The following is a 20,792-nucleotide window of genomic DNA, read 5'->3' as shown; positions in this document are numbered from 1 at the left end:
GTAAGCCAAGCCGCCGGATGGCGGCGCCCGGCGCCTGAGGGGCCGTTGATCGGGCACGATCAACGGCGGGGCTGGTATCAGCCCCGAAGGCGCCCTTCAGGTCGGCGACCAGGTCGGTGCGCTCCCAGGAGAAGCCGCCGTCCGCGTCCGGGGTGCGGCCGAAGTGGCCGTAGGCCGCGGTGCGGGCGTAGATGGGCTTGTTCAGGCCCAGGTGCGTGCGGATGCCGCGCGGGGTCAGGTCCATCAGCTGGCGCAGCACCTCGGCCAGCCGGTCCTCGTCCACCCGGCCGGTGCCCGCCGTGTCGATGTACACCGACAGCGGGTGCGACACGCCGATGGCGTAGCTGAGCTGGATCGTGCAGCGCTCCGCCAGCCCGGCCGCCACCACGTTCTTGGCCAGGTACCGCGCCGCGTACGCCGCCGACCGGTCCACCTTCGTGGGGTCCTTGCCCGAGAAGGCGCCGCCGCCGTGCGGGGCCGCCCCGCCATAGGTGTCCACGATGATCTTGCGCCCGGTCAGGCCGCAGTCGCCGTCAGGGCCCCCGATCACGAACCGCCCGGTGGGGTTCACGTAGAAGGTGGCCTCCGGGCACATCCAGCCTTCGGGGAGCACCTTCAGCACGTGGGCGCGCACCTGCTCGCGGATCTCCTCCTGGCCCACGCCCTCGGCGTGCTGGGTGGAGACAACCACGCTGGTGGAGCGCACCGGCCTGCCGCCCTCGTACTGCAAGGACACCTGGCTCTTGGCGTCGGGGCCCAGCCACTTGGCGCCGCCGTGGCGGGCCTCGGCCAGGGACTTCAGGATGCGGTGGCTGTAGTACAGCGGGGCCGGCATCAGGTCCGGGGTCTCGGTGCAGGCGTAGCCGAACATGATGCCCTGGTCGCCGGCGCCCTCGTCCTTGTTGCCGGCGGCGTCCACGCCCACGGCGATGTCGGCGGACTGGGCGTGCAGGTGCACCTCCACCTTGGCGTCGCGCCAGTGGAAGCCCTCCTGCTCGTAGCCGATGTCGCGGATGGCGTCGCGGGCCACGCCCTCCACCTGCTCCAGCAGGCCGGCCGGGCCGCGCACCTCGCCGGCGATGACCACGCGGTTGGTGGTGGCGAGCGTCTCGCAGGCCACGCGGGCATAGGGGTCGGCGCCCAGGAACAGGTCGACCACCGCGTCGGAGATGCGGTCGCACACCTTGTCCGGGTGGCCTTCGGAGACCGACTCGCTCGTGAACACGTAATTCTGCTTCGCCACCGCTGTTCCCTCGTCCCTCGTTGCGCGTGCCGCATGCCAAACGCGAAAACGCCGCCCCCGGCAATCGGCCAGGGACGGCGCTGTTGTCGCAAGCCCGCGGGAACGGTCAAGCGACCGCCCGGCTGTGCAAGGCTTAATCCGTAAGACGCCGGCTTCCCCGTTGCCTCAATGGACGTCGGAGGCGTTGGCGACGGCCTTGGTCAGCTCGAAGATGCGTTTGCGCACGCCGGGTCGGTGATGCGGTAATAGGCGCGCACCAGTTCCAGCGTCTCCCGCTTGGCCATGGGATCGGGCTCACCCGGCTCCGGCGTGGCGTTGGGGTTGCCGGGGGTGGGCTGGTCGTCCAGCGGCATGTCGTCGAAGAAGAAGGAGACAGGCACGTCCAGCACCCGGCTGAGGTCGAACAGCCGCGAGGCGCCGATGCGGTTGGCCCCGCGCTCATACTTCTGCACCTGCTGAAAGGTCAGGCCGATCGCCTCCCCCAGCTTTTCCTGGCTCATGCCCAGCAGGGTGCGGCGCAGGCGGACGCGGGAGCCGACATGGACGTCCACGGGGTTGGGCTTGCCCAGGCGGGGTCGGCCGCCACCACGACGGCCGCGCGTTGCGGTCTGCATTTCAACAACCTCCAGTCAGAGTGACTGCGCGAATTTGCGGCACACTTACGTATGCCGTCAAGAGCGACTCACCTATGCTTCCGTATGATGACGGACGAGTGCCTGGACTTCGTTCTACACCCGTCGGGCGAGAAACGGAACCGCCATGATTACGCACAAGAGTGCTAAGACGAAAAGCCGATCCCCATACCGGCCATACGGTGGTGTGGCGGTACTAGCCATTGGCAAGGGGAGGTCGAGCACCCCCTCCTCTCCCAGGCCGAGGCTGCCCACCACCCTCCCCTGCGGGTCTACCACGCCGGAGATGCCGGTGTTCGCGGCGCGCACCAGGGGCAAGCCTTCCTCCACCGCCCGGACCCGGGATATGGCCCAATGCTGGTGGGGGCCGGCGGTTTCGCCATACCACGCATCGTTGGTGAGGTTCAGCAACCAGCCCGGCCGGGGCTGCGGGCCGGCGGGGTCGGGGGCCACGGCGGCGGGGAAGATCACCTCGTAGCAGATCAGCGGGCTGACCGGCGGCAGGGCCGGCAATTCCAGGGTGCGCGGCCCCGGGCCCGCGCTGAAATCCGCCGAAGACGGCGCGACGGAGGCGATGGCCCCCACCGGCAGGATGGAGCGGAACGGCATGTACTCGCCGAACGGCACCAGGTGGAACTTGTCGAAGGTTGCCACCACGCCCTTGGCGTCAAGCACGGCCATGCTGTTGGCATAGCTCGGGGCGCCGTCCGGCCCCGTCCCCCGCCGTGGGACGCCGGTGATCACCACGCCGCCGGGCGGGGCGACGCCGGATATGGCTTCTTCCAGCCCCTTGTGTTGCCCAGCCAGAAGGGCACCGCCGTCTCTGGCCAGATCACGGCGGTGACCTGGTCCCAGCCGGGTGCCCGGCTCATGTCCAGGTGCTTCTGGAAATTGTCCATGCGGGCCTGCGGGTCCCACTTCAACTCCTGCTCGATGCCCGGCTGCACCAGCCGCAGGGTGGCACCGGGCACCAGCCGGGTCGGGTTGGCGGAGAGGTGCCCGGCCCCCAGCCGCCCAGCACGGCCAAACCGGCCAGTCCCGCCGCCATCGGGGCCCAGGGCCTTGCCCGGCCGCGCCCGTCCAGGGCCACGGGCAGGCCGGCCACCAGCACCGTCAGGAGGGACAGGCCATAGGTGCCCACCAGCGCCGCGCCCTGAAGCACGGGCAGGAAGTCCGCCCAGGCATAGCCGACCAGGTTCCAGGGGAAGCCGGTGAAGATGTGGCCCCGCACCCACTCCGCCCCCGCCCACAGGGCCGCGAACAGCGCCGCCTCTGCCGCCCCGGACAGGGCGAAGCGGTCCCGCAGCTTCACATGGGCAAGGGTCGCCAGCCCGACGAAGACCGCCAGCAGGGCCGGCAGCCCCCCAGCGCGAAGGGCAGGGCGAACCAGAAGCGGCCGATATCCACGAACAGGGCCGCGCTGATCCAGTACAGGCCAAGGACATGGTGGCCGAAGGCGAACCACCAGCCGGTCCAGAAGGCGGGCCAGCCCGTCCGCGCCCCGCGCAGCAGCCAGAGCAGCAGGGGGAACGCCACCCAGAGCAGCGGCACCACATGGGCCGGCGGCAACGCCAGCGTCGCCAACCCGCCGGCAGCCGCCGCGGCAATCGCCCGCCGCCAGCCGGCAAGGCCCGCCAGGGAGGTGGCGAGGCGGGCGGGGAAAGTGGTCTTCGCAAGGTGGCTAACTCCGGGGCGTGGTCCTGGAGGGGGCTATATGGGGATGATGGCGGGAGGATGGTGGGGGGCAATACCCCATGCACATCCCGCCATGCCTGTTTCCCCCGCGCAGGCGGGGTCCACTGTTTTCAAAGGACAGGGAGGGCAGGAAGGGGGTCAAGAACCGTGGACCCCCGCCTTCGCGGGGGAAACAGGAAAAGGGGCGGGGCCATGGGAAGCAGGACGTCCCTACGCCCCCGCCTGCCGCATCTCCACGCCGTTGCCGCCGTCCAGCACCTCCGGCAGGTTGCGGACCCGCAGCCGCTTGATGCGGCGGGGGTCGGCGTCCAGGATGTCGAACTCCAGGCCCGACGGGTGCTTCAGCGTCTCACCCCGGGACGGGACCCGGCCCGCCAGGGAGAAGACGAGGCCGCCCAGCGTGTCCACGTCCTCCAGGTCTTCCGCGTCGAACACGCGGCCCACCTGGGCCTCGAAATCCTCGATGGGGATGCGGGCGTCAGCCACCAGGCTGCCATCGGGGCGCACCTGGACCTTGGGCTGTTCCTCGGCAAGGTCGTGCTCGTCCTCGATCTCGCCGACGATCTCCTCCACCAGATCCTCGATGGTGACCAGCCCGTCGATGCCGCCGAACTCATCCACCACCAGGGCCAGGTGCTGGCGGGTCTGGCGCATGCGCAGCAGCAGGTCCAGCACCGGCATGCTGGGGGCGACCACCAGCACCTCCCGCACGATGGCCGAGAGGTCGTAGGGCTGGAGCCCGGCGATGCAGGGCAGCAGGTCCTTGATGTGGACCATGCCGGCCACGTCGTCCAACGTGTCCTTATAGACCGGCATGCGGCTGTGCGCCTCCTCCGAGAAGCGCTTCATCAGCTCCTGCAGGCTGATGTCGGCGGGCACGGCCACGATGTCGGCCCGCGGCACCATGGCGTCCACCACGGTGCGGTTGCGGAGCTTCAGGATGTTGGCGAGCAATGTGCGCTCGCCCTCCGCCATGGAGGATTCCGTGCTGTCCCGCTCCTCGATCAATTCCTCGATGGTGTCGCGCAGCGTGTCGCCGCCCCGCACACCCAGGATCGACCGGAGCCAGCCCCGGAATTGTTGGGTCAAGGACCCCTGTTCTTCGGCCCCGTCCTCGCGGGGCGATCGACTGTCGCTAAGGTCTGCCATCGTCAGTTCTGGTAGGAAGGGTTCGGACCGCCAGGGTCCTCGTCCCCGGGATCGTCCGGGGCGCGGCGCCTGGGCAGCCCCCGGCGGCGGAAGGGTGGTCGTGCCACGCATAGGGGTCGGCGATGCCGACACCGGCAAGGATGCGGGTCTCAAGGCGTTCCATCGCCTCGGCCCCGTCGTCCTCGATATGGTCGTAGCCCAGCAAGTGCAGCACGCCATGGATCACAAGGTGCGTGAAGTGGTCGGCCAGGGGCTTGCCCTGTTCCGTGGCCTCCCTCCGCACCGTCTCGAAGGCCAGGATCACATCCCCAACAATACAGGAACGGGACCGTCCTGCGAGGGGAAATGCTGCCCGGCCATGGAATCTTCATGGGATTCGGGCTCATCCGCGTCGATTTCGCCTTCATCCTCCCCATCCGGGGCATCATCCCGCCCGGGATCGTCCCCATAAGGGTCGTCGGCATGGATGGCGAAGGACAGGACATTGGTGGGCCTGTCCTTGCCCCGGTAGGTGCGGTTCAGCTCCTGCACCGTGGCGTCGTCCGCCAGCACCACTGACAGCTCCGCCGGCCCGTCCGGCACCCCCTCCGCCTGGGCCAGGGCCAGTTCCGCCGCGCGCAGGGCCGTGGCCTCGGCATCCGGCAGCGCGTCCTCCCAACCGCCGGCTTCCAGGCTGACGATGACTTCCACCGCGTGGGTCATGGCGTGGGCGCGGCCGCCTTGCCCGCCGCGTCATAGGCCCGGACGATGCGGCCCACCAGCGGGTGGCGCACCACGTCGGCATCCGTGAAATGGACGAAGCCCACGCCTTCGGTGTCGGCCAGCACCTGCATGGCATCCTTCAGGCCGGACTTCTGGCCGGGCGGCAGGTCGATCTGGGTGATGTCGCCGGTCACCGCCATGCGGCTGCCCTCGCCCAGGCGGGTCAGGAACATCTTCATCTGCATGGTGGTGGTGTTCTGCGCCTCGTCCAGGATGACGAAGGCGTTGGCCAGGGTGCGGCCACGCATGAAGGCCAGCGGCGCCACCTCGATCACCCCCGTCTCCAGCCGCTTCTGCACCTGGTCGGCGGGCAGCATGTCATAGAGGGCGTCGTAAAGAGGGCGCAGGTAGGGGTCCACCTTCTCCTTCATGTCGCCGGGCAGGAAGCCCAGCCGCTCCCCCGCCTCCACGGCGGGGCGGGACAGGATGATGCGGTCCACCTTGCCCTGGATCAGCAGGCTGACCGCCTGGGCCACGGCCAGGTAGGTCTTGCCCGTGCCGGCCGGGCCCAGGCCGAACACCAGCTCGTACTGGGCCAGCGCCTCCAGGTAGCGGGCCTGGGTGGGGCTGCGCGGGCGATGACCTTGCGCTTGGTACGCAGGCCGGCGCGGGGGTCGGACAGTTGCGACAGGGCCTGGTCGCGGATCTCCAGGTCGGACGCCTGGGCCATGCGGATGGCGGCATCCACCTCGCCGGCCCCGACCTCCAGCCCCGCCTTCAGCCGTTCCCACAGGGCGTCCAGCACGCTGCGCGCCTGCTCCGCCGAGTCCGCGGGGCCGGCGATGGTCAGATGGTTGCCCCGGCTGACCAGGGTCACGCCCAGGCGCTTCTCGATCCGGCTCAGGTACTGCTCATGCTCGCCGAAGAGCAGCGGCAACAATCGGTTGTCGGCGAACGTCAGGTCGATGCGGCGATCCCCGGGGCCCTGTTCGTCCCCCGTGCGTCCAGCGTCAAACCCGCTCCTCCGCTTGCCTGCCGGCGGGCGCCGGCGTTGTTTCAATGACCGAAAGGCCGTCCACGGTCACCACCTCGCCGCCCAAGCTGTTGGCGTGGGCGCCGGTGATGCGGACATCCACCACCTGCCCTAACAGCCGGGACGGCGCGATGGCATGGACCGACTGCATGAAGGGGCTGCGGCCCAGCAACTGGCCCGGCTTCTTGCCCACCCGGTCGAACAGGATGGGCTGCACCGTGCCCACCAGCCCCTCGTTGAACGCCACCTGCTGGGCGTTCAATAGCTGTTGCAAGGCCTGCAACCGCGAATCCTTCATGTCCTCCGGCACCTGCCGGCCGTCCATGCCGGCGGCAGGGGTGCCGGGGCGGGCGCTGTACTTGAAGCTGTAGGCCTGGGCGAAGCCCACGTCGGTCACCAGCCGCAGCGTGTCGGCGAAGTCCTGGTCGCTTTCCCCGGGGAAGCCGACGATGAAGTCGCTGGACAGGGCCAAGTCCGGCCGGGCGGCGCGCAGCCGATCGATGATCCGGCGGTAGTCATCGGCCGTGTGCTTGCGGTTCATGGCCGCCAGGATGCGGTCGCTGCCCGACTGTACCGGCAGGTGGATGAAGGGCATCAGGGCCGGCAGCTCCCCATGGGCGGCGATCAAGTCGTCATCCATGTCGCGGGGGTGGCTGGTGGTGTAGCGCAGCCGCTTCACCCCCGGCACCTCGGCCAGGGCCCGCAGCAGGCGCCCCAGGCCCCAGGTGGAGTCGTCCGGCGCCTCCCCATGGTAGGCGTTGACGTTCTGGCCCAGCAGGGTCAGCTCCACGGCACCGAGGTCGGCCAGCCGCCGCGCCTCCGCCAGCACCTGGCCCACCGGCCGGCTGAACTCCGCCCGCGGGTATAGGGCACCACGCAGAAGGTGCAGAACTTGTCGCAGCCTTCCTGCACCGACAGGAACGCCGACGGCCCGTTGGGCTTCGCCGTCTCCTCCGGCATCAGGTCGAACTTGCTCTCGACGGGGAAGTCGATGTTCACCACCCCGCCGGTGCCGCGCACGGCGCGGGTCACCATCTCCGGCAGCTGGTGATAGGTCTGCGGCCCGAAGACCATGTCCACGTGCGGGGCGCGGAGCATGATCTCCGCCCCCTCCGCCTGGGCGACGCAGCCGGCCACGGCGACGACCATGCGGCCGCCCTCCGTCGCCTTGTCCTTCTGCAGGGTGCGGATGCGACCCAGTTCGGAATAGACCTTCTCCGCCGCCTTTTCCCGGATGTGGCAGGTGTTCAGGATGACCATGTCCGCGCCCTCGGGCGCGTCCACCGGCTCATAGCCCAGCGGCGCCAGGACATCGGCCATGCGACCGCTGTCATAGACGTTCATCTGGCAGCCATAGGTCTTGATGAACAGCTTCTTCTTCAAGGCCACTCCCCGCCCGGCCCCTGCAAAACCCCGGGGAACGGGACCCACCAACGAAAAAACCGCGCCGCGCGAATACCGCCGGCACGGGAGAGCCGCAAAGATAAGCGACCCACGGCCCCAGTCAACCGCGCCAACAACATGGAAGCCGCGTGCGCGGGTGGCTTAACGCCCCTCCACCGAACAGGCCTTGTTCATGGCCTGGTAGGCGGCGCCGGTGCCGGCCAGGCTGTAGGTGTCGGCCGTGCGGGTGCCGCGGCTGCTGGTGCCGCGGACGACCATGGTGGTGCCCTGGCGGATGGCCTGGCTGATGGCGCGGTCGGTGGTTTCCTCCCGCGCCCAGGCCGTCTCCCCGTCCACGAACAGCTTCCAGGTCTGGCGCCCCACCTCCAGCGTCACCGTGGTGTCGGGGGCAAAGGCATAGCCGGCGATGACGCTGACCACGTCCAGCGACCGCTCGTGCGGCCGGTGGGTTATCAGGGCGAACACGTCGCCGCGCTTGGCGAAGTCGCCTTCCTGCTTCTTCGGGCGGCTGGCCATCCAGCAGACGCGGCCGCCCGGCTCCTCCAGCATGAAGGCGTTCCAGTCGCGGAAGCTGCCGATCAGCTTCGGTTCCTCCGCCCGCGCGGGCATGGACCACCCGGACAGGGCGGCGCAGAGGGCGAGGGCGGGGAGGAGGGCGGGGGCAGGCCTGGTGCGGGTCATGTCCGGGCGTATGGGGGCTGACGGCGGGCGGGACCGCCCTATGTCACTAGCCGAAGATGGCGAAAGAACGAAGGCCGAAAAAATTGTTGGGGGGTGACTGATCCGGCCGGGACAAGCTTTCGTAAACCTTTGTGATGGGACAGGCAGGCCTCTATAGTCCGGCGGCGTTCGGACATCCGAACCGGGAAGCCCGTATGGCATCCCCGCGCTGGAACGCCATGGACCGTAAGCCCACCGACCAGGTCGAGGTTGACCGCCTCAACGCCCTCTTGCTGCGCGTGGCGCGGCAGGACAGGCAGGCCTTCGTCGCCCTGTTCCACCATTTCGCGCCGCGCCTGAAATCCTTCCTCCAGAAGATGGGGGCGGATGCGGGGGCGGCGGAGGAGATCATCCAGGACGTGATGGTCTCTGTCTGGCGGCGGGCCGAAAGCTTCGACCCGACCCTGGCGACGGCGTCGACCTGGATCTTCGCCATCGCCCGTAATCGCCGGATCGACCGGTTGAGGCAGGAACGCCGTCCCGAGGTGGACCCCGACGACCCGGCCCTGGTGCCGGACCCGGAGGACCCCGCGGACCGGGCCCTGTTGTTGGAGGAAGAGAGTGAGCGGCTGCACCGGGCCATCCGGCTGCTGCCGCCCGAACAGGCGGACCTGCTGAGAATGGCTTATTTCGAGGACAAGGCGCACAGCGCCATCGCGACGGAGCGCAACCTGCCCCTGGGCACGGTGAAGTCGCGCCTGCGGCTGGCACTGGCCCGGCTGCGCAAGGTCCTGGGGGAGGAGCAATGACCCCGACGCACCACCCCGCCGAGGATTTCCTGGTCGCCTATGCCGCCGGCACCCTGCCGGAGGCGTCCAGCCTGATCGTCGCCACCCACATGGCCCTGTGCCCGGACTGCCGGGCGGAGGTGCGCCGGCTGGAGGCGCTGGGCGGCGCCCTGCTGGCGGACATGCCGGAAGCGCCCGTGGCCGACGACCTGCTGGCCTCCATCTTCGCCCAGCTCGAGTCGCCCCAGCCCAAGGTTGGGCCCATCGGGGGGGATGGCGGGCTCGGCGTCGCCGTCGCCCGCCGGCCGGCCAAGGCGTCGGCCAGGACCGTGATCCCGGAACCCCTGCGCGGCTACCTGGGCTGTGACCTGGACGGGGTGCGCTGGTCCAAGGTGATCCGCGGGGTGGATGAGGTGTCGGTGCCCTGCGGCCCGGCGGGCGGCGGCGCGGGCCCCAAGGTCCGGCTGATGCGCATCCGCGCCGGCACGGCCATGCCCCGCCACACCCATGGCGGCAGCGAACTGACCCTGGTGCTGTCCGGCGGCTTCAGCGATGAGACGGGCCACTTCCTGCGCGGCGACTTCGTGGCCACCGACGGCAGCGTGGACCACCAGCCCGTGGCTGACGACGACGCCGACTGCATCTGCCTGGCCGTCACCGACGCGCCCCTGCGCCTGACCGGCCCGCTGGGGCGGCTGATCAACCCGTTCGTCAGCTTCTGAGGCGGGGCACGACGGGCAGGCGGTGCCTTAAGGCTCCGTCGGGCTTGGGCTTCACGTCACGGCCAGGGGACACGGACGGCACGGATGCCGCTTCGCGGCCACGGATGACACGGACCGCGGTGAGGCTGTGCGGTGCCATGTGGCACCCGCGGCGAAGCCGCAATCAAGCCTCTACCCCAGCCCTCACCAATCTGTTGATGCATTATCGCGGCTTCGCCGCACAAGAGCTCGAGGCGGGCCGAACGCCCTACACCGCACCGTCCGTGCTTGTCCGTGGCCGCGCAAGCGGCATCCGTGCCGTCCGTGTCCCCTGGCCGTGACGCCGCCCCTGGCCCGACCGCCTCGATCACGCCATCCGCCGGCTTCAGAACCGCACCTCCGCCACCAGCGTGCCGACCCAGCCGTCCTGGCCCCGCGCCGGGGTGGCCAGGTCGTTGTCCACGCGGACCAGGTCCAGGCCGAAGGTCAGCGTCTCCCGCGCCCGCCAGGACAGGCCCAGCCCATAGGCCCGGTAGTCGGCCAACCCCTCCGCCTCACTGTCATGCCAGAACAGGGTGGCGCCGTAGGGGCCGTTCTCATAGGTGCCCTGGAGCGTGTAGCCGGACGTGTCGAACCGCCCGGTGGGCCGGCCGCTGTCCCCGTCATCGTACCAGAGGGCGCCGAAGGAGAACCCGCCATAGAGCAGCAGGCCCGCCAGCTTGACGCTTTCCGTGTCGGCGATGCCCGGCGTGTCGGACTGGCCCCTTCCATAACCGGCGGCCAGCTCATAGCTCCAGGCGCCCGCGTCGCCACGGTAGTTCAGGCCAAGTTCCCAGAAATCCTCCTCCGCCGGCAGCAGGGAAGCTTTCTTGATGTCCTCCACCAGGCTGTCCCGCTCCGGCGCGTAGGACAGGCCGGCGCGCGCCCCGGCGAGGCGTGGCGTCTCGTACAGGATCTTGGTGGCGTCGTCGCTGTCGCGGCCAAGGTGGTACTGGGGCGGGCGGGCGCCGGGCATGCGGGTCCAGAACCCGTCCATCTGCCCGCCCACCAGGATGGGCAGCAAATCCACCGCCCGCTTGGCGGCCCCATCCTCATCCCCCAGCTTCACCCGGCCGTAGGCGGAGGTCACGTCCAGGAACACCTCGCTGAGGGTGAGCTTCTCATTGTTGCCGGGGCGGTCCAGGCTTTTCTCGTAATCGCCGGAGCCCACGGTGGCGGTCAGGCCGACCTTCAGCCCGCTGTCGCTGGTCACGGCGAAATCCCCCGTTACCCCATAGCCGGCGAAGGCATCCCAGCGGTCGGCCCGCGGCGGCGGGTCGGTGGCATAGCTGCCGGCCGCCTGGCCCACGGCGCGCCACTCGAAGCTGGTCTCGGCCGCCAGGGCGGGGGCGGCGCAGGCCAGGGCGAGGCCGGAAGCCAACAGTCGGGTCAGGGTCATGGTCGGGGGCACCGGGTGGCGGGACGGGAACGGGTAACGCTTGGGAGGCGGGACGTTTCCGCCCCAGGCAGGTTCAGGCTTGCGCCGACGCTGCCGCCGCCGCAAAAGTCGCCATCCCCGACCGGTTTGTCCACCCCCCTCCCCCCAAGATAAAGCCGTCCCATGCGCGCCACCACCGCCAGCCCCGCCCCCGCCCTGTCCCCCACGGACGACGTGGCCGCCAACCTGTCCGCCGTGCGCGGCGCCGTGGCCGACGCGGCCCGGGCCGTGGGGCGCGACCCCCGGGCCGTCACCCTGGTGGCCGTCAGCAAGGTGCAGCCGGTGGAGAAGCTTCGCGCGGCGCTTGCCGCCGGGCAGCGCGTGTTCGGGGAAAACCGGGTGCAGGAGGCCAAGTCCAAATGGCCCGCCCTTCGGGAAGAGTACCCGGACGTGGAGTTGCACCTGATCGGCCCCCTCCAGACCAACAAGGTGAAGGAGGCGGTGGCCCTGTTCGACGTGATCCAGACCGTGGACCGGGGCAAGCTGGCCCAGGCCCTGGCGGCGGAGTGCCGCAAGCAGAACCGCTGGCCCAAATTCTTCGTGGAAGTGAACACGGGCAACGAGCCGCAGAAGGCCGGCATCGCCCCGGGCGAGGTGGGCGCCTTCCTGACCGCTTGCAAGCTGGACTACGGCATCCAGGTCAGCGGCCTGATGTGCATTCCCCCGGCGGAGGAGGAACCGGCCCTGCACTTCGCCCTGCTGGCCGACCTTGCCAAGCGCCACTTCGTCCCGGGCCTGAGCATGGGGATGAGCGGCGACTTCGACGTGGCCGTGCGCCTGGGCGCCACCCACGTACGCGTGGGCACCAGCATCTTCGGCGAACGCAAGAAGCCGGCGGAGGCCGAGACCCCGGCCGACACCGCGGGCTGAGCCGCCCCCTTGTCCCCGCGGCTGGACACCATCCGCGCCCGCTTGCGCGACCCGTCCTGGATGGCGGGCGGCAGCGGGGCCCAGCGGCAGGCCTGGGCCGTGCTGTCCCGGCACCGGCTGCTGGAGCGGTTGGCCCCCTGGCCGGCGCGGCTGGCCGGGACCTTCCCGCTGGACCTGGGGGTGGAGGGTTCCGACCTGGACCTGCTGGTGGAGGTCACAGACCTGGACGCGGCGGCGGCCACCCTGGACCAGGTCTTCGGCGCCGACTCCAACTACGCTCGCGTCCACGGCACCTTCACCGACGGCCCGGCAGAGGTGGCGTCCTTCACCCTGGACGGCCTGACCGTGGAAATCTTCGCCCAGGCCTGGCCCGTGGAGCGGCAGATGGGCTGGCTGCACCTGCTGGCGGAGGCGCGGCTGCTGCACGCAAGGCCCGACGCCGCCGAGCCCTTGCGCGCCCTGAAGCGGTCCGGCCTGAAGACGGAACCCGCCTTCGCCTGCCTGTTCGGCCTGTGTGGCGACCCGTACGCAGCCCTGGCCGCCCTGGCGGAGGCACCGGACGATTTGCTGGACAGCATCGCCGCCGAACCATTCCAGCCCTGAAATCCGGCCATTCCCCTTGATGTCACGACCCCCAAATCAGGGCTTGAAGCAGGCGGGCATCCTCTATATGGTCCCGCTCCGTTCCAGACGGAGGGGTGGCCGAGTGGTTGAAGGCGCTCGCCTGGAAAGCGGGTATACGGCAAAAACCGTATCGTGAGTTCGAATCTCATCCCCTCCGCCATTCTCCCTTGATCGTCGCACGCGAGGCTGCCCGCCCCGGGAAATGCGCTGTAGCTTGCCCTGGACCGGCGTCCCACCTATCGTCAGTTAAGTTTCCGATGACGCGGCGGGTATCATGCAGACCGTCAGTGCCAGCGACCTCCAGGCCCGGATCGGCGAAGTTTCTGACTTAGCGCGGCGTGAACCGGTGACCGTGACGCAGCCGGGGCGGCCTTCCCTGGTGTTGCTGTCGTCAGAGGATTACGAGCGGCTGAAGCGGCTTGAGGACCGTGCCACCAAGGCGGTGCGGACCGCGGACCTGCCCGCCGCCACCATTGACGCGATGCTGGACGCCGACCTGTCCCATCTGCCGGCAGAGTGACCGCCCCGATGGCGGACCGGGACGTGGCACCGAAGGTCGGCCAAGTCGTCGTCCACCATTTCCTCTGGTTCGAGGAACAGACCGCGGGTCTGGTCGAGGGACGGAAGCCCCGGCCCTGTGTCATCATCGCTGTGGAACCGGACCCTGCCGGCACCGGGTACAAGACAACCGTCCTGCCAATCACCAGCCGGAAACCCAGGGCGGACGCCCACGCCGTCGCCGTGCCGCCCAGCCTGAAGCGCACTTTGGGTCTGGATCAGGCCCGGGACGCCTGGGTGATCGTGGATGATGCCAATGTCTTCACCTGGCCGGGGTTCGACTTGGTGCCACAGGCGGGTGGCGGGTTTGCCCGGGGCTTGGTGACGGCGGGGTTTTTCCAGCAGCTACGGGAAGCGGTTCTTCTGGCGCGAGGACGGGGCCGACCCCGCCGCATCGACCGGGATAGTTGAGCTTATTGGTTCCTTGCACCACGCGCACCATGCTGCTAGCTTCATTGAACATCGTTCACCCGGAGCCTCCCCGTGTCCGCCCCCCTCCTCCCCCTCGGACCCCGCAGCCTTCCGGCCCGCCTCGCGGCGTGGCAGGAGGCCGGGTTGCTGGATGCCCAGACGGCGGCCCGGATCGCGGCGTTCGAGGCGGGGCGGGGCCGGGTGCGGTTGCCGTCGGCGTTGGCGGCGCTGGGCGGGTTCGCGGTGGCGCTGGGGATCGTGGCCATCGTCTCGGCCAACTGGGACGCCATCCCCCTGGAGGTGAAGCTGGGGCTGCACGGGGCGCTGAACGTGGTCCTGGGCCTGCTGGCCTGGCACTGGCTGAAGCCCGGACCCGGCGGCAACCGGGCGGAGGTGGCGTTGCTGCTGCTGTCCGCCAGCACCCTGGCGTTCATCGCCCATGTGGGCCAGGGCTTCCAGTTGCAAGGCAGCGCGCTTGGCCTGGTCAGCTTCTGGCTGGCGCTGGTGACGCCCTTCACCCTGGCCTTCGTGCGGGGGCAGTTCCACCGGGTCCTGTGGGCCTGCGGGGTGGTGGTCTGGCTTTACCTGCTGCTGGACAGGTATCAGGCATGGCTTGACGCCCGCATGCTGTCCGGCCTGGCCCTTATGGTGCCCGTGGCGGCCTTCTATGGCCTGCGCGGGGCCGCCCCGTCGCTGGACCCGGGCTGGGTCCGGCTGTTCCGGGATGGCGCGTTGTCGGCGCTGGCTGTCATGGCAAGCATCTTCCTGGCCCACGGCCATTTCGTCTTCCAGTCGCCCAGGGCCGATTTGTTGACGGAAAAGGCCATCCTGGGGGTCGGCGGCAGCCTGCTTCTGCTCACGGCGCATTTCGCCCTGGCGGAGGGGCGGCGGCGAGAGGCGCGGCCGTTGGGTTTTCTGCTGGGATCGGTCCCCGTCGGGATCGTGCTCCCCACCTTCCTCCCCGCGGTGCCGCAGACCCTCTCCACCGCGCTGCTGTTCTGCGCCGGCTGGGTCACGGTGGCCGTCCTGGCCCTGCGGCACCATGAGCCGGGCCTGTTCAAATTGGCGGTGGCGCTGGTCGCCCTGCGGGTGTTCGGCGTGTTCCTGGAGGCAGCGGGCGGGCTGATGGCCACCGGCTTCGGGCTGGTGCTGGCGGGTGCCCTGCTGATGGGGCTGGGTGTCGCCGCCCGCAAGGTGATCGCCTGGGGCGGGCCCCGGGCGGCGGGGGCGTGAGGCGATGAGACGGCTGATCACCCTGGCCCTGTTGCTGCTGCCCACCGTGTTGGTGGCCGGTTGGGTCGGCGCCATCGTGACGGAGCGGGAGCAACTGCCCGTCCACCGCATCGCCCTGGTGGGGGTGGACCCGCGGGACCTGCTGCGGGGGCACTATCTGGTGGCCCGACTCGACCTCACCCCGGCATTGGGACAGGCCGCCCCGGCCCCCCCGCCCAGGCCTGGCGCCAGGGGGAAGACGCCATGCCGATGGTCCCGCCCTTCCCCGGCCTACCGCCCTGCGCCTGCCTGGAGGACAACCCGGCCGACCCGCTGCGCCCCATCGCCCGCCCGCTGCGATCCTGCGCGCCGGAGGACCTGCGCCAGTGCCCCCGCCCCCTGCGGGAACCGGGGCGGGTCTTCCAGCTCTATGTGCCGGAGGAGCGGGCGGCGGCGTTGGAGGCCATGATCCGCGACCGTAGCGCCACGGTGACCACCGGGGTACGTTTCACCGGCACGGGCGCCGTCCTGCTGGACGGGGTCGAGGTGGTGGCGAGATGACGGGGAAATCCATGGCGCAGGGCGTGTGGCAGTTGGTGCGGGTAGAGGTCCGGCCGGACCTGGTGGAGGCATTCCTGGAGGTCCAGGGCGCCAACGCCGCCGGCAGCCGGCAGGAGCCCGGCTGCGAGCGGTTCCAAGTGGCCCGCGCCCGCGGGGAGGAGCAGCCGGGCGGCCCCGCGATCTTTTACTTCTGGGAGGAGTTCCGGGACGAGGCCGCCATCGACGCCCACCGCCAAGCCCCCCACTTCCAGGCCTGGAAACGCTGGCTGGAGACACAGCCCGACGGCGCCGTCACCCGCAAGGGCATCCGCCTCGAGCCTACGGGTATTTAGGGTGACTCCCCCGCCCAGCCGCAGGCGGCCAGGGCGGCGCGCATATGCGGGGGCACGGGGGCGGTCACGGTGACGGGGGGCTTGCTCTGCTGCAGGGGCACGGTCACCGCCCGGCTGTGCAGGTGCAAGGCCAGGGCCTGCCCCTCCGGCGTCAGCGGCTTGCCGCCATAGACGGGGTCCCCAGCACCGGGCAGCCCAGCCCCATGGCATGCACCCGGATCTGGTGTGTGCGGCCGGTGCGCGGGTTGAACTCCATGAAGCTGACGGGACCGATACCCGGCATGGTGCCCCGGCCCAGCACGCGCCAGTCGGTCACCGATTCCAGCGCGTCCTCCGTGCCCGGGGCCACCGCGATCATGCGCCAGCCGCGCTTGGCGTCGGTGCGCTTGACCAGGGCGTTTTCCACCCGGCCGCTCTCCCCCTCCGGCCCGCCCAGCACGGCGGCCCAATAGGTCTTCTCCACCCGCCCCTGCTGGAACAGGATGCCCAGCTTGCGCAAGGCCTTGGGATGGCGCCCCAGCACCAGGCAGCCCGACGTGTCCCGGTCCAGCCGGTGGGCCAGCGACGGCGGCCGCGGCAGCCCGAACTGGAGATGGTGGAAATAGCGCTCAAGGTCGTCGCCCCCGCCCGGCCCGGCATGCACGGCGATCCCGGCGGGCTTGTCCACCACCAGCATCAGCCCGTCCCGGTGCAGCAGGCGGCGTTCCAGCTCCTCTTTCCTCATCATGGCTTCCGGTCGGGGGTGGGGGTGAGGCTTTGGGTATAGACCCCGCGCCCCGCCGCCTCAACCCACCAGGGGCGCAAGTCGTCCGGCGGCGGCACCGGCCGGGTGGAAGGGACCCGGGCGCTGCCGGGATTGCCGTGGGGCAGCCACCCGAGCAGGGAACCGGCCCAGCCGAAGGCCAGCCGCAGCACCTGCCCCGCCACCTCCCGCCCGTCACCCCGGCGAAGGCCCAGGCACAGCATGGCCCAATGGGTGCGGGTATGGGGCCAGGCCCAGGGCTGGGCCAGGATGTGGGCCCGTTCCAGATGTCCCATGGCCCCGTCCAGGTCGCCCCGTCTCCCCGCGGCCCGAGCCCTGTCCATCTCGACCCGGTAGGCCGCCCGCCGCTCCGCCGACTTGCGCATGGTTCCCTCCCTTTTATGGCAGGCGAAGGCTGAAGCTTCCAGCGGCTGGAAGGTCAAGCCCCTGCAACGCCCCTGCCCGTCACCGGTTGGGACCGGACACAGCCACCAGCGGAGGGCCCCATGCGCATCCACCACCTGAACTGCGGCACCTGCTGTCCCTGGGGCGGGCGGCTGATGGACGGGCGGATCAGCCATGCCGGGCAACCGGCCACCCTGGTCTGCCACTGCCTGCTGCTGGAAACGGATAGCCATGGCTTGGTCCTGGTGGACACCGGCTTCGGCATGCGCGACGCCCGCCGCCCGGGGGAGCGGCTGAGCCCCTTCTTCCGCGGCTTGAACCGCCCGCGCCTGGACCCGGAGGAAACGGCCCTGCGCCAGGTGCAGCGGCTGGGGTTCTCCCCGCGCGACGTGCGCCACATCGTGCTGACCCACCTGGACTTCGACCATGCCGGCGGGGTGGAGGATTTCCCCGGGGCCATGGTCCACTTGATGGGGCGGGAGTTCCGGGCCGCCACCAAGGGCCGCGACGGCTTCATCGCCAGCCAGCGCTACAGGCCGGAGCAGTGGGATGACCGCATCCGCTGGCGCCCCTATGACGCGAACGCGGGGGAGGGCTGGTTCGGCTTCCAGGCGGTGCGCGACCTGGACGGCCTGCCGCCGGAGATCCTGATGGTGCCCCTGTACGGCCACACGGAGGGCCATGCCGGCGTCGCCATCCGCCTGCCCGACGGCTGGCTGCTGCATGCCGGCGACGCCTATTTCCACGCGGCGGAGATGGACGCCGACGGCCACCACTGCCCGCCGGGCCTGCGCGGCTACCAGACCATGATGGAGGTGGACCGCCGGTCCCGCCTGCACAACCAACGCCGCCTGCGCGGGCTGGTGGCGGAGCATGGGCGGGAGGTGGTGGTCTTCTGCGGCCACGACCCGGACGAGTTCCAGATGCTGAAGCGCCTGCGCGGCGGCACCGGTGACCGGCACGGGGCGGAGGGGGCGTTGGCCGAGCGGCGGGAGTTCGCCTGACCGAACCTTGCCCCGTGCATGCCGCATCCGATTGGGTTAACCTTCGCCGTCCGAACAGCCGGAGCGGCACCCCATGGTTGAGACCAGGCCCACCCTCCCCAGCCTCGGCGGCCCGATCCCGGAAAGCGGGGGCCGCCGCACGGGCGCCGTGACGGCCCCGTCCACCCGGCCCATCCAGAAGGGCCGGCCCGGCAACCGCTGGCCCAACCCGCTGGAGCTGGCGGCCCTGATGGTGGACGGCATCCTGCGCCTGCCCGCGCGCTATCGCCGGGGCATGTTCCTGGACGTGATCTGCTGAGGCCGGTCGGTCACCCCTTTCCCCAGCCCTGACGGGATCAGGTTGAGAGCTGTCGCTTCCCCTGATCGACACTGTTTTGAACAATGTTCAAAATCCGCCTTGACAACATGCCCGGTGTCGGGTGATGTTCGGACCACGGAATGAACATTGTTCAAAATGAGGGCGCCATGTCGGGGTGGGTACAGGAAACAGCCGGTCGGGTGATGCGCGGTATCGCTTGGCTGCTGGTGCATGCCTGCTACCGGGTGCGGCGGCGGCGGACGGGGTTGATCCCGGCGCAAGGGCCGGCCCTGCTGGTGGCAAACCATGTCAGCTTCCTGGACGCGGTCCTGGTGGCCCTGGCCAGCCCGCGCCCCGTCCGGTTCGTCATGTACTACAGGATCTTCCAGGCACCCCTGCTGTCCTGGTTCTTCAAGGCCTTGGGCGCCATCCCCATCGCCGGCGCCAAGGAGGACGCGGCCATCCATGAGGCTGCCTTCGCCCGCATCGCCGCCGCCCTGCGCGCAGGTGAGCTGGTCTGCATCTTCCCGGAGGGCCAGTTGACCAAGGACGGGCAGATGACCCCGTTCCGCCCCGGCGTGCTGCGCATCCTGCGGGAGACGCCGGTACCGGTGGTGCCGGTGGCCGTGCGCGGCGCCTGGGGCAGCATCTTCACCTATTGCCGCGACCTGCGCGCCCGCACCTGGCCGCGCCGCCTGTGGCGCCGGCTGGAGGTGGTGGTGGGCCACACCCTTCCCCCCACCGCCACGCTGGAGGAGATGCAGGCCCGCGTCCTGGGCCTGCGCGGCGCGAAGCTTTAGGGACACCAAGCGCCGAGCAACCGCCTTACCAACCCTGCCGGCTCCGCCGCCCGCATCACCCCGCCCATGACAGCCAGCCCCGCCGCCCCGGCTTCCCGGCAGGCGGCGGCGGTTGCCACCCCCACCCCGCCCAGGGCCAGCACGGGCACACCGATCGCCGCCGCTCCCCGCAGGGCGCCCGGGCCGAGGGCCGGCCCGTAGCCCGGCTTGCTGTCCGTCAGGAAGATGGGGCTGAGCGTCACATAATCCGCCCCGGCCGCCGCGGCCCGGCGCACCGCGTCCACCGTGTGGCAGGACACCCCGACCAGCGCCCCCGGCCCCAGCAGATCCCGCGCCGCCGTGACGTCACCCCCGGCGCCCAGATGCACCCCGTCACAGGCCCGCGCCGCGTCCAAGTCGCCATGCACCGTCAGCTGGGCCCCCGCCGGCCCGGTCACGGCGCGCAGCTCCGCCAGCAAAGCCAGCCGCCCGGCCGGGCAAAGGTCCTTCTCCCGCAGGCTGACCCACCGGCACCCCCCCGCCACCGCGGCGGCCACCACGTCCACCAGCGGCAGCCGCGCCTGCGTCCGGTCGGTTATCAGCAGAAGGGGCGGGGTGGGAAGCACCTAGCCCCCGATCAGCCCCAGCTCGGGGCTGCTGGCCTCGGCGCGGGTGCGTTTGGGGATGCGGCCGGCCAGGCGGGCGAGGCGGCCCCCCTCCACCCCGGTGCGCATGGCGGCGGCCATGCGCACCGGGTCGGTGCTCCTGGACACGGCGGTGTTCAGCAGCACGGCATCACAGCCCAGCTCCATGGCGAGCGCGGCGTCGCTGGCGGTGCCGATGCCGGCATCCAGCACCACGGGCACGGGGCTGCGGCTGCAGATCAGCTCGATGTTGTAGGGGTTCAGGATACCCAGGCCCGTGCCGATGGGTGCGCCCAGCGGCATCACCGCCGCACAGCCCACATCCGCCAGCCGCTGGCAGACCACGGGGTCGTCGGTGCAATAGGGCAGCACGGTGAAGCCGTCGCGCACCAGCGTGTCCGCCGCCTTCAGCAACTGCTCCACATCGGGGTACAGGGTTTCCCGGTCTCCGATCAGCTCCAGCTTGACCCAGTCGGTTCCCATGGCTTCCCGGGCGAGCTGGGCGGTCAGCACCGCGTCCTTCACGGTGGCGCAGCCGGCGGTGTTGGGCAGCAGCCAGACCTTGCCGGCCACCAGGTCCAGCAACCCTTCCCCATAGCCTGTCAGGTCCGCCCGCCGGACGGACACGGTCAGCACCTCCGCCCCCGAGGCGGCCAGGCTGTCCAGGAACACCTGCTGGTTCGGGTACCCGGCGGAGCCCAGGAACAGGCGGGAGGAAAAGCTTTTCCCGGCGATGGTGAGGAGGTCTTGGGTCATCTCGTCTGCCTGCTTCGGGTGCGTGGATGTTTTACACGGACGGCACGGACATGCCACGGACGGACACGGACCCACTTGATCCCCGCCACCATCCAACCGCCGCGGGGCGGCA

25 protein-coding genes, 1 tRNA gene and 4 pseudogenes are annotated in these 20,792 nt (G+C 70.6%); 13 read left to right on the top strand and 17 right to left on the bottom strand.

The annotated features are described in order from the left end of the window. Positions 1-79: 79 nt before the first annotated feature. From metK to HHL28_RS16550, 11 genes and pseudogenes are all read right to left on the bottom strand, one after another. A pseudogene (gene metK / locus HHL28_RS16590) lies at positions 80-1,243 on the bottom strand (methionine adenosyltransferase); the annotation flags it as partial. Between the two features lie 200 nt (positions 1,244-1,443). Continuing rightward, complete coding sequence (locus tag HHL28_RS16585) at positions 1,444-1,857, bottom strand: helix-turn-helix domain-containing protein (protein WP_404326018.1); 414 nt, start codon at positions 1,855-1,857, stop codon at positions 1,444-1,446. Positions 1,858-1,971: 114 nt separating this feature from the next. Then, positions 1,972-2,619, bottom strand: a complete 648-nt coding sequence (gene lnt, locus HHL28_RS18940) for an apolipoprotein N-acyltransferase (RefSeq protein WP_404326017.1) — start codon at positions 2,617-2,619, stop codon at positions 1,972-1,974. After that, on the bottom strand, positions 2,616-2,846 hold the full coding sequence (locus HHL28_RS18935) for a hypothetical protein (RefSeq protein ID WP_404326015.1): 231 nt from the start codon (positions 2,844-2,846) through the stop codon (positions 2,616-2,618). The genes lnt and HHL28_RS18935 overlap by 4 nt, the downstream gene beginning before the upstream one ends. Next, positions 2,795-3,187 carry a hypothetical protein gene (locus HHL28_RS18930; protein WP_404326014.1) on the bottom strand — a complete coding sequence of 131 codons (393 nt, stop codon included), beginning with the start codon at positions 3,185-3,187 and terminating at the stop codon, positions 2,795-2,797. The genes HHL28_RS18935 and HHL28_RS18930 overlap by 52 nt, the downstream gene beginning before the upstream one ends. Further along, positions 3,184-3,459: a hypothetical protein gene (locus HHL28_RS18925; RefSeq protein WP_404326012.1), complete on the bottom strand. Its 276-nt coding sequence runs from the start codon at positions 3,457-3,459 to the stop codon at positions 3,184-3,186. The genes HHL28_RS18930 and HHL28_RS18925 overlap by 4 nt, the downstream gene beginning before the upstream one ends. A 321-nt stretch (positions 3,460-3,780) precedes the next feature. Continuing rightward, positions 3,781-4,719 carry a hemolysin family protein gene (locus HHL28_RS16575; RefSeq protein ID WP_075772281.1) on the bottom strand — a complete coding sequence of 313 codons (939 nt, stop codon included), beginning with the start codon at positions 4,717-4,719 and terminating at the stop codon, positions 3,781-3,783. A gap of 100 nt (positions 4,720-4,819) precedes the next feature. Further along, positions 4,820-5,421, bottom strand: a pseudogene (gene ybeY / locus HHL28_RS16565) (rRNA maturation RNase YbeY); the annotation flags it as partial. Beyond that, positions 5,418-6,388: pseudogene (locus HHL28_RS16560) on the bottom strand (PhoH family protein). The pseudogenes HHL28_RS16560 and ybeY, both read right to left, overlap by 4 nt. Before the next feature lie 43 nt (positions 6,389-6,431). Next, positions 6,432-7,798, bottom strand: a pseudogene (gene miaB, locus HHL28_RS16555) (tRNA (N6-isopentenyl adenosine(37)-C2)-methylthiotransferase MiaB). Between the two features lie 201 nt (positions 7,799-7,999). Further along, on the bottom strand, positions 8,000-8,539 hold the full coding sequence (locus HHL28_RS16550; protein WP_075772280.1) for an invasion associated locus B family protein: 540 nt from the start codon (positions 8,537-8,539) through the stop codon (positions 8,000-8,002). A gap of 218 nt (positions 8,540-8,757) precedes the next feature. On the opposite strand from HHL28_RS16550, the gene HHL28_RS16545 reads away from it, so the two are divergent. Together HHL28_RS16545 and HHL28_RS16540 are read left to right on the top strand one after the other, a co-directional pair. Then, complete coding sequence (locus tag HHL28_RS16545) at positions 8,758-9,327, top strand: sigma-70 family RNA polymerase sigma factor (protein ID WP_075772290.1); 570 nt, start codon at positions 8,758-8,760, stop codon at positions 9,325-9,327. Beyond that, positions 9,324-10,028: a ChrR family anti-sigma-E factor gene (locus HHL28_RS16540; RefSeq protein ID WP_075772279.1), complete on the top strand. Its 705-nt coding sequence runs from the start codon at positions 9,324-9,326 to the stop codon at positions 10,026-10,028. The genes HHL28_RS16545 and HHL28_RS16540 overlap by 4 nt, the downstream gene beginning before the upstream one ends. A gap of 364 nt (positions 10,029-10,392) precedes the next feature. Here the strand turns inward: HHL28_RS16540 and HHL28_RS16535 are convergent, their stop codons facing one another. After that, positions 10,393-11,445 (bottom strand): porin, encoded by a 1,053-nt coding sequence (locus HHL28_RS16535; RefSeq protein ID WP_075772278.1) that lies wholly within the window; start codon positions 11,443-11,445, stop codon positions 10,393-10,395. A gap of 162 nt (positions 11,446-11,607) precedes the next feature. Between HHL28_RS16535 and HHL28_RS16530 the strand changes: the two genes are divergently transcribed. The 8 genes from HHL28_RS16530 (at position 11,608) to HHL28_RS16495 (ending at position 16,052) form a co-directional block, all read left to right on the top strand. Continuing rightward, positions 11,608-12,354 (top strand): YggS family pyridoxal phosphate-dependent enzyme, encoded by a 747-nt coding sequence (locus tag HHL28_RS16530; RefSeq protein WP_075772277.1) that lies wholly within the window; start codon positions 11,608-11,610, stop codon positions 12,352-12,354. Positions 12,355-12,363: 9 nt separating this feature from the next. Further along, positions 12,364-12,957 carry a DUF4269 domain-containing protein gene (locus HHL28_RS16525; protein ID WP_083699288.1) on the top strand — a complete coding sequence of 198 codons (594 nt, stop codon included), beginning with the start codon at positions 12,364-12,366 and terminating at the stop codon, positions 12,955-12,957. Between the two features lie 89 nt (positions 12,958-13,046). Continuing rightward, positions 13,047-13,138: transfer RNA gene (locus HHL28_RS16520), tRNA-Ser, on the top strand. 114 nt (positions 13,139-13,252) lie between these two features. Beyond that, positions 13,253-13,498, top strand: a complete 246-nt coding sequence (locus tag HHL28_RS16515) for a type II toxin-antitoxin system Phd/YefM family antitoxin (RefSeq protein ID WP_075772276.1) — start codon at positions 13,253-13,255, stop codon at positions 13,496-13,498. 23 nt (positions 13,499-13,521) lie between these two features. Further along, positions 13,522-13,947 carry a type II toxin-antitoxin system PemK/MazF family toxin gene (locus HHL28_RS16510; RefSeq protein WP_169655505.1) on the top strand — a complete coding sequence of 142 codons (426 nt, stop codon included), beginning with the start codon at positions 13,522-13,524 and terminating at the stop codon, positions 13,945-13,947. 144 nt (positions 13,948-14,091) lie between these two features. Next, positions 14,092-15,180 carry a DUF2157 domain-containing protein gene (locus HHL28_RS16505; RefSeq protein WP_075772274.1) on the top strand — a complete coding sequence of 363 codons (1,089 nt, stop codon included), beginning with the start codon at positions 14,092-14,094 and terminating at the stop codon, positions 15,178-15,180. 243 nt (positions 15,181-15,423) lie between these two features. Further along, positions 15,424-15,720 (top strand): hypothetical protein, encoded by a 297-nt coding sequence (locus HHL28_RS16500; protein ID WP_169655503.1) that lies wholly within the window; start codon positions 15,424-15,426, stop codon positions 15,718-15,720. Further along, positions 15,717-16,052, top strand: coding sequence for a putative quinol monooxygenase (locus HHL28_RS16495; RefSeq protein ID WP_083699286.1), 336 nt, complete (start codon positions 15,717-15,719; stop codon positions 16,050-16,052). The genes HHL28_RS16500 and HHL28_RS16495 overlap by 4 nt, the downstream gene beginning before the upstream one ends. Here the strand turns inward: HHL28_RS16495 and HHL28_RS18920 are convergent. The 3 genes from HHL28_RS18920 to HHL28_RS16485 are packed head-to-tail and all read right to left on the bottom strand — an operon-like array spanning position 16,049 to position 17,180. Beyond that, positions 16,049-16,180: a hypothetical protein gene (locus HHL28_RS18920; protein ID WP_404326008.1), complete on the bottom strand. Its 132-nt coding sequence runs from the start codon at positions 16,178-16,180 to the stop codon at positions 16,049-16,051. The genes HHL28_RS16495 and HHL28_RS18920 overlap by 4 nt on opposite strands. Positions 16,181-16,203: 23 nt before the next feature. Further along, positions 16,204-16,779 (bottom strand): RluA family pseudouridine synthase, encoded by a 576-nt coding sequence (locus HHL28_RS16490; protein ID WP_404326006.1) that lies wholly within the window; start codon positions 16,777-16,779, stop codon positions 16,204-16,206. Then, positions 16,776-17,180 (bottom strand): DUF3703 domain-containing protein, encoded by a 405-nt coding sequence (locus tag HHL28_RS16485; RefSeq protein ID WP_169655501.1) that lies wholly within the window; start codon positions 17,178-17,180, stop codon positions 16,776-16,778. The genes HHL28_RS16490 and HHL28_RS16485 overlap by 4 nt, the downstream gene beginning before the upstream one ends. 120 nt (positions 17,181-17,300) lie before the next feature. On the opposite strand from HHL28_RS16485, the gene HHL28_RS16480 reads away from it, so the two are divergent. The 3 genes from HHL28_RS16480 (at position 17,301) to HHL28_RS16470 (ending at position 19,301) form a co-directional block, all read left to right on the top strand. After that, entirely contained in the window at positions 17,301-18,203 is a 903-nt protein-coding gene (locus HHL28_RS16480) for an MBL fold metallo-hydrolase (protein ID WP_075772269.1), read from the top strand. Between the two features lie 73 nt (positions 18,204-18,276). Next, positions 18,277-18,501, top strand: coding sequence for a hypothetical protein (locus tag HHL28_RS16475; protein WP_075772268.1), 225 nt, complete (start codon positions 18,277-18,279; stop codon positions 18,499-18,501). A 203-nt stretch (positions 18,502-18,704) separates the two neighbouring features. After that, positions 18,705-19,301: a 1-acyl-sn-glycerol-3-phosphate acyltransferase gene (locus HHL28_RS16470; RefSeq protein ID WP_075772267.1), complete on the top strand. Its 597-nt coding sequence runs from the start codon at positions 18,705-18,707 to the stop codon at positions 19,299-19,301. Here the strand turns inward: HHL28_RS16470 and HHL28_RS16465 are convergent. Together HHL28_RS16465 and thiG are read right to left on the bottom strand one after the other, a co-directional pair. Further along, positions 19,298-19,906, bottom strand: coding sequence for a thiamine phosphate synthase (locus HHL28_RS16465; protein WP_075772266.1), 609 nt, complete (start codon positions 19,904-19,906; stop codon positions 19,298-19,300). The two genes, HHL28_RS16470 and HHL28_RS16465, sit on opposite strands and share 4 nt — an antisense overlap. Beyond that, entirely contained in the window at positions 19,907-20,680 is a 774-nt protein-coding gene (gene thiG, locus HHL28_RS16460) for a thiazole synthase (RefSeq protein ID WP_075772265.1), read from the bottom strand. Between the last annotated feature and the right edge of the window lie 112 nt (positions 20,681-20,792).

The sequence above is a fragment of the Aerophototrophica crusticola genome (genome assembly GCF_012913305.1).
Lineage (GTDB): Bacteria > Pseudomonadota > Alphaproteobacteria > Azospirillales > Azospirillaceae > Niveispirillum > Niveispirillum crusticola.
This window is presented reverse-complemented; position numbering and strand designations above follow the sequence as displayed.